The organism is Pseudomonas sp. P4_B3 (assembly GCF_056402295.1).
Map to the genome: position 1 here is coordinate 162467 of NZ_JBFUHR010000008.1, position 13053 is coordinate 175519.

General features: G+C 60.1%; 13 protein-coding genes. 7 read left to right on the plus strand and 6 right to left on the minus strand.

All coding sequences use genetic code 11. The annotated features are described in order from the left end of the window. Positions 1-32: 32 nt before the first annotated feature. The 3 genes from AC1DWG_RS12010 (at position 33) to AC1DWG_RS12020 (ending at position 2166) form a co-directional block, all read left to right on the plus strand. Positions 33-602, plus strand: a complete 570-nt coding sequence (locus AC1DWG_RS12010) for a GNAT family N-acetyltransferase (RefSeq protein ID WP_477787845.1) — start codon at positions 33-35, stop codon at positions 600-602. Positions 603-706: 104 nt separating this feature from the next. Continuing rightward, positions 707-1576 carry an acyl-CoA thioesterase II gene (tesB, locus tag AC1DWG_RS12015; protein WP_477787846.1) on the plus strand — a complete coding sequence of 290 codons (870 nt, stop codon included), beginning with the start codon at positions 707-709 and terminating at the stop codon, positions 1574-1576. Then, positions 1573-2166, plus strand: a complete 594-nt coding sequence (locus AC1DWG_RS12020) for an HAD family hydrolase (RefSeq protein ID WP_008052432.1) — start codon at positions 1573-1575, stop codon at positions 2164-2166. Before tesB ends, AC1DWG_RS12020 begins: the two co-directional genes overlap by 4 nt. Before the next feature lie 70 nt (positions 2167-2236). Here AC1DWG_RS12020 and AC1DWG_RS12025 read toward each other — a convergent pair whose 3' ends face one another. Continuing rightward, positions 2237-3196, minus strand: a complete 960-nt coding sequence (locus AC1DWG_RS12025) for an alpha/beta fold hydrolase (RefSeq protein ID WP_477764506.1) — start codon at positions 3194-3196, stop codon at positions 2237-2239. Continuing rightward, a complete protein-coding gene (gene ypfJ, locus AC1DWG_RS12030; protein ID WP_477753947.1) occupies positions 3197-4090 on the minus strand; it encodes a KPN_02809 family neutral zinc metallopeptidase in 894 nt (297 codons plus the stop codon). Positions 4091-4255: 165 nt separating this feature from the next. Between ypfJ and AC1DWG_RS12035 the strand changes: the two genes are divergently transcribed. Both AC1DWG_RS12035 and AC1DWG_RS12040 read left to right on the plus strand, forming a co-directional pair. After that, complete coding sequence (locus AC1DWG_RS12035; protein WP_477764507.1) at positions 4256-5032, plus strand: IclR family transcriptional regulator; 777 nt, start codon at positions 4256-4258, stop codon at positions 5030-5032. A 123-nt stretch (positions 5033-5155) separates the two neighbouring features. After that, complete coding sequence (locus tag AC1DWG_RS12040) at positions 5156-6040, plus strand: DMT family transporter (protein WP_477753945.1); 885 nt, start codon at positions 5156-5158, stop codon at positions 6038-6040. A 24-nt stretch (positions 6041-6064) separates the two neighbouring features. On the opposite strand, the gene AC1DWG_RS12045 is transcribed toward AC1DWG_RS12040, so the two are convergent. Next, entirely contained in the window at positions 6065-7402 is a 1338-nt protein-coding gene (locus AC1DWG_RS12045; protein ID WP_477787847.1) for an MFS transporter, read from the minus strand. A gap of 282 nt (positions 7403-7684) precedes the next feature. On the opposite strand from AC1DWG_RS12045, the gene quiC reads away from it, so the two are divergent. After that, the gene (gene quiC / locus AC1DWG_RS12050) at positions 7685-9586 is read left to right on the plus strand and encodes a 3-dehydroshikimate dehydratase QuiC (RefSeq protein ID WP_477753943.1); all 1902 of its coding nucleotides are present in this window, start codon (positions 7685-7687) and stop codon (positions 9584-9586) included. Positions 9587-9688: 102 nt separating this feature from the next. Next, positions 9689-10366: a TetR/AcrR family transcriptional regulator gene (locus AC1DWG_RS12055; protein WP_477753942.1), complete on the plus strand. Its 678-nt coding sequence runs from the start codon at positions 9689-9691 to the stop codon at positions 10364-10366. Between the two features lie 147 nt (positions 10367-10513). Here AC1DWG_RS12055 and AC1DWG_RS12060 read toward each other — a convergent pair whose 3' ends face one another. From AC1DWG_RS12060 to AC1DWG_RS12070, 3 genes are all read right to left on the minus strand, one after another. Next, positions 10514-11368 carry a shikimate dehydrogenase gene (locus AC1DWG_RS12060; protein WP_477764508.1) on the minus strand — a complete coding sequence of 285 codons (855 nt, stop codon included), beginning with the start codon at positions 11366-11368 and terminating at the stop codon, positions 10514-10516. A 5-nt stretch (positions 11369-11373) separates the two neighbouring features. Beyond that, positions 11374-11814 (minus strand): type II 3-dehydroquinate dehydratase, encoded by a 441-nt coding sequence (gene aroQ / locus AC1DWG_RS12065; protein ID WP_108216387.1) that lies wholly within the window; start codon positions 11812-11814, stop codon positions 11374-11376. A gap of 140 nt (positions 11815-11954) precedes the next feature. Further along, positions 11955-12866: a LysR family transcriptional regulator gene (locus tag AC1DWG_RS12070; RefSeq protein WP_477764509.1), complete on the minus strand. Its 912-nt coding sequence runs from the start codon at positions 12864-12866 to the stop codon at positions 11955-11957. Between the last annotated feature and the right edge of the window lie 187 nt (positions 12867-13053).

Below are 13053 nucleotides of genomic sequence, written 5' to 3' on the forward strand. Positions count from 1 at the left end.
ACTTGCGGCATGCAAACGGAGGGCGGGGAGCAATGGAGCCAATACTGGAACTTGAAAGCGCTCGGCTGCTGTTGCGCCAGTGGCGCGATGAAGATTTAGCGGACTTTGCGGCGATGTGTGCCGACCCGCAGGTGATGCGCTATTTCCCGGCAACCTTGAGTCGGCTGGAAAGTGCATCATTGATCGGGCGAATCCGTGGCCATTTCGCCGAGTATGGTTTCGGCCTATGGGCTCTGGAACGCAAGGACACCGGCCAATTCATCGGTTTTACCGGGCTCGGTGTGGTCGGTTTCGACGCGCCTTTCACCCCTGCCACGGAAATCGGCTGGCGCCTGGCCCGCGAGCACTGGGGCCTGGGTTACGCCAGTGAAGCGGCGTGGACCGCTCTGCGCTGCGGGTTCGACCGCCTGCCGCTGAAAGAGGTTGTGGCCTTCACCACGCAAACCAATCTGCAGTCAGAGAAAGTCATGCAGGCCATCGGCATGCACCATGATCCGGAAAATGACTTCGATCACCCGCGACTCGAGGCCGATCATCCGTTGTGTCGGCATGTGCTGTATCGCATCAGTCGCGAACAATGGCTGCAAACCTTGCATGGATAACCTGACACGGACGTTTACAATGGCCTTCATGGGCCCGGTCCAGAAACTGAATCGACCGTTGCAGCCAAGGCTGCGCGGCAATGTGTTGCGTGAGGAGCATCTGAATGAGCCAAGTGTTGGATGATCTGGTCGACCTGCTGACCCTGGAACCGATCGAGGAAAACCTGTTCCGTGGCCGCAGCCAGGATCTGGGTTTTCGCCAGTTGTTCGGTGGGCAGGTGCTCGGCCAGTCGCTGTCGGCGGCCAGTCAGACGGTTGAAGAGGCGCGCCATGTGCATTCGATGCACGGCTATTTCCTGCGTCCGGGCGATGCCGGGCTGCCGGTGGTGTATCAGGTTGACCGGGTGCGTGACGGTGGCAGTTTCAGCACGCGCCGGGTGACGGCGATCCAGAAGGGCCACCCGATCTTCACGTGCAGTGCGTCGTTCCAGTACGACGAAGAAGGTTTTCAGCACCAGAGCGAAATGCCGCAAGTGGTCGGTCCGGAAAACCTGCCATCGGAACTGGAAATTACCCAGCAGCGCGCGCACCTGATCCCCGAGAAAATGCGCGAAAAACTGCTGTGCCCGAAGCCGATCGAATTTCGCCCGGTGACCGAGAAGGATCCCTACAACCCGCTACCCTCCGACCCGGTCAAGTACGTCTGGTTCCGCGCCGACGGGGCGTTGGCCGATTCGCCGGCGCTGCATAAGTATTTGCTCGCCTACGCATCGGACTTTGGCTTGTTGACCACCTCGATGCAGCCCCACGGCAAGTCGGTCTGGCACAAGGACATGCAGGTCGCCAGCCTCGATCACGCGTTGTGGTTCCACCAGGATTTGCGTGCCGATGACTGGTTGCTCTACGCGATGGACAGTCCGTGGGCCGGCAACTCCCGTGGATTCTCCCGTGGCAGCGTGTTCAACCGCGCCGGGCAACTGGTGGCCTCGGTCACCCAGGAAGGCTTGATCCGTCATCGCAAGGACTGGACATGAGCCTGGCCGATGTACGTCACTGGGTGTTCGACATGGACGGTACCCTGACGGTCGCCGTGCACGACTTCGCGGCGATTCGCGTGGCGTTGGCGATCCCTGCCGAACACGACATCCTGACTCACCTCGCCGCACTGCCGGCCGATGAAGCCGCAGCCAAACATGCGTGGCTGCTGGAGCATGAGCGGGACCTGGCCCTCGGTTCGCAACCGGCACCGGGCGCGGTGGAGCTGGTGCGTGAGCTGGCCGGGCGCGGTTATCGCCTGGGCATTCTCACGCGCAATGCCCGGGAGCTGGCGCATGTCACGCTGGAGGCCATTGGCCTGGCCGACTGCTTTGCACTGGAAGATGTGTTGGGTCGCGATGATGCACCACCCAAACCGCATCCGGGCGGGCTGCTGAAACTGGCCGAAGCGTGGAAGGTGCCGGCGAGCGAGATGGTGATGGTCGGTGATTACCGCTTCGATCTCGATTGCGGGCGAGCGGCGGGAGCGCGGACTGTTTTGGTGAATCTGCCGGATAATCCATGGCCGGAATTGACCGATTGGCATGCGGCGGATTGTGTCGAGTTGCGGCAGATGTTGTCGGCTTGACGAATTTGTTGTCTGCTAGACCGCCATCGCGAGCAGGCTCGCGATGGCGTCAGATCAGGCAGTGCATAACCTACTGACCAAACAAAGCCTTCTGCCCCTCTGGCGAGGTAAACATCCCGTCGCCGTTATGCCCGACCCCGGGTACTTCAATCAGTTGCTGATTCAACCCTTGCGGTTGCAGCCGCTTCAGATAATCAAAGTAAAAATGCCCGCGCGCCAATCGATAAGGTCCTTGCGCCCGAGCCTCGCAGCTCTTGTCCAGCGCCGGATGATTCGGGTCGGTGTCCTGCTGGCCCAGTAGATAAACGATGTCACGCGTGAGGTACTTTTCCTGCAGTTGTGCGAGAGTTTGTCCTTCGGCGTAGGCGGGCAAATCCGTCAGCCCATATTTCCAGCGATTGAATTGCGGGCAACCCGCGTGGCTGAACGCCACTGGCCGGCGCTCATCGAAATAGGCGTAGGACGACGGATTGGCGATCACGTATCGCACCTGCACGCCTGCTGCTTCAAGGGCTGGTTGATCGTGGCCGAGCAATGCATAGCGCTGAACCACCTGCGCGCCGCCGGAGTGCCCGGCGATGACGATTTGCTTCACATCCGGAAACTGCTGGCGGTCACCCAGGCGGGCGATGATTTCGTCGAGCGCGGCGTAGGAACTCAGCCGAAACGGTGCCGTGGATTCGCCGCCAGCCATCCAATCATTGCCTTGCCAGCGCAAAACCGTGTCGGCCACCGGATGGACCGCAACGTCGGTTTCATTGAGAAACTGCGGGGCGATCACCAGGGTCGTTGCACTTTGTCCGGCCAGTTCGGCCGCGTGCTCACCGCTCTGCAGATAGGTTTGCGCATTGCGCAAGCGACCGTGGAGGATGATCAGCACCCGTTCGATTTTTGCCGGGGCGGGGCTGATGCCCACCGCGATTTCACCTGATTTCAACAGCAGGCGCCCTGAGCTGAGCTCCTTGACCTCATGCTCGGCGGCCTGGGACGTTGCGCAAGTAAACAGAACAACCAACAACCAATTCTTCATTTACAGATTTTTCGCCGCAAAGGTATCGCACTGGCCAACCTGGCCTTGGGCGAAACCGGTTTTGAACCAGCGCACCCGTTGCGCCGACGTACCATGGGTGAACGAGTCCGGGACCACGCGGCCCTGACCCTGTTGCTGCAAACGATCGTCGCCGATGGCGTTCGCTGCGTTCAGTGCTTCTTCGATGTCGCCCGGTTCCAGCCAGTTCAGGCGCTTCTGCGCATTGTTGGCCCAGACGCCGGCCAGGCAATCGGCTTGCAGTTCCTGACGAACCAGCAAACCACCGTCGCCCTCCATCTGCCGACCCTGCTGGCGCGCTGCCTGAATTTTCGCGGAAACCCCAAGCAGGGTCTGTACATGGTGTCCGACTTCGTGAGCGATCACGTAGGCTTGGGCGAAGTCGCCTGCGGCGGAAAAGCGTTGGGACATTTCCTGGAAGAACGCCATGTCCAGGTAGACTTTCTGGTCCGCCGGGCAATAGAACGGGCCGGTCGCCGAGGTGGCCAGGCCGCAGGCCGAATTCACGCGGTTGCTGAACAGCACCAGGGTCGGGTCTTTGTATTGGCGGCCAGCCTGCTGGAAAATCGCACCCCAGGTGTCCTCAGTATCGCCGAGGATCGAACGAACGAACTCCGCGCTTTCATCATTGACCGGCGGTGCCTTGCGACTCTGGTTGGTAGCGGGCGCCGTTTGCTGGCCCATTTGCCCGGTCAGTTGTCCGAGGATTTGCAACGGATCCTGGCCGGTGATCCAGCCGATGCCGACGATCAGGAGGATTGCCGTCAGGCTCAGGCCCTTGCCACCGCCGAAGCGCATCCCACCGCCGCCACTGCCGACATCATCGCCACGGGCATCGACCACGTTGTCACTGCGTCGGCCTTTTTTCCATAGCATGCGGGAATCCTCTTTTGTTCCGGGTAAAGAGCCGTGCGATGAGTGTTGCTGCGAATTGAGAGCCGCGCCAGTCCGATAGTCAGACTGCCGGTTGTGCGACTGGTTCCAATTTTGCTTCGTGGGGCTTCTCTTCTAGAATCAGCCAAATTTTGTTTGGGACCTACCATGGCCGGCAGTCAGATCGAACGTGTCTTCAGCGTGCTGGAAAGCCTGACAGGTGAACCGCAGGGTCTGCCGATGCAGACGTTGGCCGAGCAATTGGAAATCCCTAAAAGCGCGACTCATCGGTTGCTCGCCGAACTGATTCGCCTGGGTTACGTGCGGCAGAATCCGGACAACCTGCGCTATCACCTGTCGACCAAGCTGGTGGCCATGGGCTTTCGATACCTGTCCGGCAGCGGTGCGGATATCGTTCAGCCGGTGCTTGATCGACTGGCCGGGGAAACCGGTGAACTGGTGCGTCTGGGGGTGATTCAGGGTGAGCGGCAGGTCTGGATCGCCAAGTCCCAGGGTGCCCGCTCGGGCCTGCGCTACGACCCGGACATGGGGCGTGATGCGCCTTTGTTCTACACGGCTTCCGGGCATGCGTGGCTGGCGTGCATGAGCGATGCCGAGGCGCTGTTGCTGGTCGAGCGGCAAGGGGGCGGATTGCCTCGGGATATCGGGCCTAATGCACCGCGTTCGAATATTGAACTGCTGGAGCGCTTGCGTCTGGCGCGGGAGCAAGGCTACGCCTGGGTCGAGGAAAGTTCGGCGGTGGGCACCTCGGCGATTGCCGCCGTGGTACGTCATCCACTGGATGGCCGGGTGATTGGCGTGCTCAGTATTGCCGGGCCAAGCGCGCGAATGCCCGGTGCGCGCTTGCATGAGTTGGCGTCGACCTTGTTGAAGTACGCCGAAGAGCTTTCGCTGGCGAGCCAGGCGTCAGAGTTGTTCAGTTGAGCGTGATGTCTGCTTGAATAGAGTGTGCGGTATTCGCACACTTTCTTGAGTCATTGATGTCATAAAGTGGAACTGGGTTCTAAATTATTCAGGTCTCGCCTCAACCCATAAAAGGACTTCGTCTTGACGTCGCCCAGCAGCACCCCGCTTTCCGGCGTCAATCAGCCCTTCAAAGGGATCCTGCTGATCGTTGTCGCGACCTTCCTGTTTTCCAGCCACGACGCCTTTTCCAAATATCTCTCGGGTTTCTATCCCATTGTCATGGTGGTCTGGGCGCGTTACGTGGTTCACACCTTGCTGATGGCCGGGATTTTCCTGCCGCAATCCGGGCTGCGAGTGCTGCGTACCAAACGGCCATTGCTTCAGCTGATCCGGGCGCTGTGCCTGCTGGGTACCAGTCTGTTTTTCACCACAGGCTTGATGTACATCCCGCTGGCCGAGGCTACGTCGGTCAACTTCCTCGCTCCGGTGCTGGTCACCGCGTTGTCGGTGCCGCTGCTGAAGGAGCGGGTGACACGAGGGCAATGGCTGGCGGTGATTTTCGGTTTTAGCGGGGTGCTGATCATCGTTCACCCCGGCGGTGATCTGTTTACCCCGGCGGTGTTGCTGCCATTCTGCTCGGCGCTGTTTTTCTGCTTCTATCAACTGCTGACGCGCAAGCTCAGCGAGATCGACAGCCCGACCACCAGCAACTTCTTCGCAGGCTTGTGCAACACGCTGGTGATGAGTGCGCTGGTGCCGTTCTTCTGGCAGACGCCAAACCTGATGCATGGCGCGATGATGCTGGCGCTGGGGGCCTGCGGGATGACGGCCCACCTGTTCCTGACCCAGGCTTTCCGCCTCGCGGCACCGGCACTGCTGGCACCGTTCAGCTATTGCCAGATCATCTTCGCCGGCCTGCTGGGCTGGCTGCTGTTTTCCCATACGCCGACACTGACCACCCTGCTCGGCATTGCCGTGATTTGCTGCAGCGGGTTGGCAGCGGCCTGGCAACAAAGCCGCCGCTAAAAAACCTGTGAGGGTGATGATGTTTTAGTCGGTGACGGTAGGAATCTTGCGCGGTGCCATGAAGTACATCCAGGTCAGCGCAATGAAGTACATCGCCGGAATCATGGTGAACAGCACGGTGTAGTTGTTGTTGGTGACGGTCAGGATGTGGCCGACCAGCTGGGTCATGAACATCCCGCCAATCGCCGCACACATGCCGCCGAAGCCGAACACCGTACTCATCATGTGCTTGGGCGTGTAGTCCATCACCAGGCTCCAGATGTTCGCGGTCCAGGCCTGGTGTGCGCCGATGGCCAGGGAGATGGCGAACACCGCGACCCACAGGTTGCTGGAACCGGCGGCCATGATCACGCCGATGATGCAGCAGGCGAACAGGAACATGGACATCAGTCGCGCCTTGATCGGATTGACTCCGCGACCGATCAGGAACGAGGAGAGGATGCCGCCGCCAACGCTACCGAAGTCGGCAGTGAGGTAGATGATGATCAGCGGGATACCCATCTGGGTGACGTTGATGCCCAGATTGTATTGCTGGTTGAGGAACGGCGGCAGCCAGTACAGGTAGAACCAGAACACCGGCGCCGTCATCGAATAGGCGAGGGCGAAGGCCCAGGTGCCGCGCATGCGAAGGATTTTCGAGAACGGCACGCGGGTTTGTTCCGGTTCGACTTCGTTCTGGATGTAGTCCAGCTCCGACTGTTTGACGCTCGGGTGATCTTCCGGGTTGAAGTACTTCAGGCCCCAGAACAGCAGCCAGATCCCGCCCAGAGCCGACATGCACAGGAACGCGGCTTGCCAGCCCCAGACGTGCAGGATCAGTGGCAGCAGCATCGGCGTGAACATCGCACCAACGTTGGTACCGGCGTTGAAAATGCCGGTGGCCACGGCGCGCTCGCCGGCCGGGAACCACAGGCGTGTGGTTTTCACGCAAGCCGGGTAGTTCGCTGCTTCGGTCAGGCCGAGGATGAAGCGACAAACCATGAAGCCGACCGCCGAAGTGGCCAGACCGTGGGCGCCGGTCGCCAGGCTCCAGAGCAGTACGGCGCAGAAGAACACGCGCTTGACGCCGACCCGGTCGATCAACCGGCCCTGCAGAACGAACCCGATGGCGTAACCCACCTGGAACCAGAAGTTGATGTTGGCGTAATCCATCGCCGTCCAGCTCATCTCCTTGGCCAGGATGGGCTGCATCACGCCCAGGGCGGCGCGGTCGATGTAGTTCAGGGTGGTGGCGAAAAACACCAGCGCCAGCATGCCCCAACGGGTTTTGCCGACCGCAATGGCGCCGCGGATTTTGTCGCCGATGCCACCGGCAGTGACGTTCATGGCCGGAGCCATGCGAGAGCTTTGGGAAGGAATCATGTGTACCACCCGTTTTTTGAATTTGTTATTTGGTGTTTTGGACATCGCGGCCGGTGCTGCGTGTCCGGACTTAATGTGGGGACGATGTTGGGCAGTGGACAAAAAATCGTCAATTCGCCAACCACCATTTTGTTCGATAATCGAACACAAAACTAACTGGGTAGTACACTTTGAATTGCTGTGTAAGTCTGTCAGCCCAATAATTCTCGCAAGACAAACGCTACCCACGTAATAAAGCGTGCAACGCCCCCTAACAAGATTGCCTCCACCGGGAGCCGAAATATGCAGCGTTCCATTGCCACCGTATCCTTGAGCGGTACCCTGCCGGAAAAACTCGAAGCCATTGCTGCCGCCGGTTTCGACGGCGTCGAGATTTTCGAGAACGACCTTCTCTACTACGACGGTAGTCCACGGGAAATTAAACAGATGTGCGCCGATCTCGGGATCGCCATCACCCTGTTTCAACCGTTCCGTGATTTCGAAGGCTGTCGGCGAGATCGGCTGTCGCGCAATCTGGAACGCGCCGAGCGCAAGTTCGACCTGATGCAGGAGCTGGGCACTGACCTGGTGCTGGTGTGCAGCAACGCCTCGGCCGAGTCCATCGGTGATGAACGGATTCTGGTCGATGACTTGCGCCTGCTGGCCGAACGCGCCGGGGCACGCGGCCTGCGCATCGGTTACGAAGCGCTGGCCTGGGGCCGGCATGTGAACACCTGGCAACAGGTGTGGAACATCGTGCGGCAGGCCGATCACCCAAGCCTTGGTGTGTTGCTGGACAGCTTTCACACCTTGTCGCTCAAGGGCGATGCGAGCGCTATCGCCGAGATTCCCGGGGACAAGATTTTCTTCGTGCAAATGGCTGACGCGCCGATCCTGGCCATGGACGTGCTGGAGTGGAGTCGGCATTTTCGTTGCTTCCCGGGCCAGGGCGAATTCGACCTGCCGGGGTTCCTCGCGCCGATCATCAAGAGCGGGTACACCGGGCCTTTGTCGCTGGAGATCTTCAACGACGGTTTCCGCGCCGCGCCGCCACGAGCCAACGCCGCCGACGGCTTGCGCTCGTTGTTGTACCTGGAGGAGAAAACCCGCGAGCGTCTGGCCCGGGAAGCCAGGCCTGCGACCAACCCCGAAATTCTGTTCGAAACGCCCAAGGCCAGCGAGTACAACGGCATCGAGTTTCTGGAGTTTGCCGTGGACGAAAGCCTCGGCGCCAAACTCTCCCATTGGCTGGAACGGCTAGGGTTCGCCAAGGTCGGGCAGCATCGCTCCAAGAGCGTCAGCCTGCTGCGTCAGGGCGATATCAATCTGATCCTCAACACCGAACCTTACTCGTTCGGTCACAGTTTCTTTGAGGCGCACGGCCCTTCGTTGTGCGCCACCGCCGTGCGGGTCAAGGACAGCGCCAGCGCGCTGGCCCGAGCCGTGGCCTACAAGGGCCAGCCCTATCGCGGACTGGTCGGCCCCAATGAACTGGAACTGGCGGCGGTGCGTGCGCCGGATGGCAGCCTGATCTATCTGGTGGACCAGGATGCCGACGTCTACGGCACCGACTTCAATCTGTACCCGCAAGCGCCGGCCAGCGGCGGCCTCAAACGCATCGACCACATGGCCATGGCGCTGCCGGCCGACAGCCTCGACAGCTGGGTGCTGTTCTATAAGAGCCTGCTGGATTTCGAGGCGGACGATGAAGTCGTGCTGCCCGATCCTTATGGTCTGGTGAAGAGCCGTGCCTTGCGCAGTCGCGACAGTTCGATCCGCCTGCCGCTGAATATTTCCGAAAATCGTAACACCGCGATCTCACACGCGCTGTCGAGTTATCGCGGCTCCGGTGTGCATCACATCGCGTTTGATTGTGATGACATCTTTGCCCAGGTCAGTCGTGCAAAAGAGGCGGGCGTGCCGCTGCTGGATATCCCGCTCAACTACTACGATGACCTGGCGGCGCGGTTCGATTTCGACGACGAGTTTCTCAGCGAACTGGCCTACTACAACGTGCTGTACGACCGCGACGCCCAGGGCGGTGAGCTGTTTCATGTGTACACCGAGCCGTTCGAGGGGCGATTCTTCTTCGAGATCATCCAGCGTAAAAACGGTTATGCCGGCTACGGCGCGGCCAACGTTGCGGTGCGGCTGGCGGCCATGGCCAAATCCCGTAGCGGCGCATTGCGCCAGGCGAAGTTGTAGGGGATTCGTAAACGCGGGATTAAACGTGGGCTGTGCAGCTTCCTTCACCGTGTCGCGCGGCCCATAATCGCCAGCCTGTGCAGTGATGGCCGTGAGCCCGCAATGACAATGACCTCAGAACTCCCCGCAGCCCCCGTAGAATCGGGTGCCGAGCCGCGCAAGAGTCGCAAGAACAATCCGGAAAAGACCCGCGAAAACATCCTGCAGGAGGCGATTGTCGAATTCGTCCAGCAGGGGCTTTCCGGTGCTCGCGTCGATGCCATCGCCGAGCGCATCCACACCTCCAAGCGCATGATCTATTACTACTTCGGCAGTAAGGAACAGCTCTACGTCGAAGTGCTGGAGAAGCTTTACGGCGATATCCGCAACACCGAAAGCCGCCTGCACCTGACCGAATTGCCTCCGGTGGAAGCCATTCGGCGGATGGTTGAATTCACCTTCGACCACCATGATCGCAACGTCGACTTCGTGCGCATCGTCAGTATCGAAAACATCCACAACGCCGAGTATGTAAAGCGTTCCGAGGCGATCAGGGCGATGAACAACACCGTTCTCGATTCCCTCGATGTGATTCTGCGTCGTGGTGTTGAAGAGGGTGTCTTCCGCGCCGGCCTGGTGCCGCTGGATGTGCATCTGCTGATCAGTTCGTTCTGCTTCTATCGCGTGTCGAACCGCCATACCGTGGGCGAGATTTTCCAGATCGACTTGCCGGACGAACGCATCAAGCAGCGTCATCGGGAGATGATTTGCGAGTCGGTTCTGCGCTACCTGCAGGCCTGATACACAGCGTTGTGCCGGCTCCCAATACAAATGTGTACACACAACACACGGTAGGAGCTGGCTTGCCAGCGAAGGCGGCCTGCCTGATACACCGCATCGCCTGTTTCGCCAGCAAGCCGGCTCCTACGAATCGGCAAGGTTGCCGCTTCAGCCATTCATGCTCTGGAAATGCTCAAGCATGCGCTGGGCATCGGGCACCACGCCGCTGAACAGCTCGAACGCCTTCACCGCCTGAAACACCGCCATGTTGCCGCCGTCCAGCGTTCGGCAACCGAGGGCGCGGGCGTGGCGTAGCAGTTCGGTTTCCAGCGGGAAGTAAACGATCTCCGCCACCCACAATTCGGCCCGCAGCAACGCGACCGGCACCGGCATGCCCGGCAGTTTTTTCATGCCCATCGGCGTGGTGTTCACCAGGCCGTCAGCCCGGGCCATGGCGCTCGGCAGGTCATACCCGGCCACCGCCCGACCGACGCCAAAATGCTGATTGAGGTTGTCTGCCAGATCCTGGGCGCGGCGGATATCTACGTCAAAAATGCTCAGCTGTTGTACGCCTTCATTCAATAACGCGTGGGCCACCGCCGCACCTGCGCCGCCAGCGCCCATTTGTACGACACGTTCAACGGCAACGCCCTTCAAACCCCGGCGAAAACCCTCGGCAAAGCCCAGGCAGTCGGTGTTGTGGCCGATGCGTTTGCCATCCTTGAGCACCACCGTGTTGACCGCACCGATACCGCGGGCTTCCGGCGAGAGTTCGTCGAGCAACGGGATGATTGCCTGCTTGCAGGGAAAGGTGATGTTCAATCCGGTGAAGTTCATGCGCTCGGCAGCCATCAGCAGGTCGGGTAGAGCGTTGCTGTCGAGTTTCAACTGATCAAGATCAATCAGGCGATAGAGGTAGCGCAGCCCTTGGGCATCGCCTTCATGCTCGTGCATGGCTGGTGTGCGGGAAGCCTGGATGCCGGCGCCAATCAGGCCGGCCAGTATCACGTGGTTCTGAGTCACGGCGATCACCCCTTCAAACGATGACTGAAGTGTTCCAGCGCCAGGCGATAGCCGTGACTGCCAAAACCGGCCATCACCGCAGTCGCAATGGCGGAGACGAACGAGTGGTGACGAAAAGGCTCGCGGGCATGGACGTTGGACAGATGGACTTCGATGACTGGCAGTTCGCTGGCAACCAAGGCGTCGCGGATGGCGACCGAAGTGTGGGTCCACGCGGCAGGATTGATGACGATTCCGGCGCAGCGACCGCGGGCGGCGTGAATCCAGTCGAGCAATTCGCCTTCATGGTTGGTCTGGCGAAACTCCACTGCCAGGCCGAATTCTTCGGCGGCACGTGCGCACAGGGTCGAGATGTCTGCCAGGGTTTCGTGGCCGTAGGTCGCCGGTTCACGGGTGCCGAGCAGGTTCAGGTTCGGGCCGTTGAGCACCAGAACGATAGGGGACATCGGAATCTCTCCACTTATTATTTTTGGAATCGGCCGAGGGCTTCAACCTGTGGAGATAAATTGTACTAACTAGTTAATTTGGTCAATTAAAGTGACGAGGCACTGGCTGTTTTTGGGCGGTGATCGGACACTTTCGGTGTTCAGCGCGGCAAATGCTCCACCAGAAAATCAATGAACGCCCTTAAGCGCAGCGGTACATGGCGACTTTGTGGATACAGCAAGGTAAACGGCCGCGAGCGCCCACCATAGGGCTTGAGCACTTCCACCAGCGAGCCGTCGGCCAGTTCCTTTTCCACGATAAAACGATAGGTCTGAAACAACCCAGCCCCGTGTTTGGCCAGGGTCACACCGCCCAGTACATCGTCGGAACAACTAAGGTTGCCCTCGGCCAGAATCTCCCGTGGCGCGCCTTCATCGTTGAACAACCAGGCAATGCGCCGGCCGCTGCTGGGCAATTCGTACTGAATGCACTCGTGGTTTTCGAGGTCGTCGAGGGTTTGCGGAATGCCGGCCCGTTTCAGGTAATCAGGGCTGGCGATCAACACCAGGGCGGCATCTTCCAGCTGCCGGGCGATCAAGCCGGAATCCGGGATGGCTCGTACACGAATCGCCATGTCGTAGCCTTCGCCGACGAAATCGATGTTGCGATTGCTGATGTGCGACTCGACCTTCACCGCCGGATAGCGCGCCCGAAATTCGGGCAGCAGCGGCAGGATTCGATGATGCGCGTAGGTGGTCGGAATGCTGATGCGCAAAGTACCGGACGGCACTTGCTGCTGGCCCATGACCTCACGCTGGGCCTCGACCAGTTGCGCCAGGGCCTGGCGGCATTCCTCGTAATAGCGGCGACCACTGTCGGTCAGCTTCACGCTGCGGGTGGTGCGCGCAAACAGACGCACGCCCAGGCGTTCCTCCATGCGCGACACCGAACGGCTCACGGCAGCGGGCGTGACGCCCGCCACCAGCGCCGCGGCAGTAAAACTGCCGGCCTCGGCGGCCAGGCAAAACAGCTCGATGCTGCCCAACTGAAGATCGTCGAATTGCCGCTGCATGATTGATTACACCGGGGATCAGATGAAGGAGCTGGATCAGTATTTATCAGGTGTTGGCGCGGTAATGAAAGGATTTCTTACCATTTCGCGTGGTGTTCCGCAGGGCCGGGCGATGCCAGGACGCTAGCCTGAGGACGCAAGAAATGATTCGACGGCCAATGCCAGCGGTCGGATTTTCCAGGGAGTG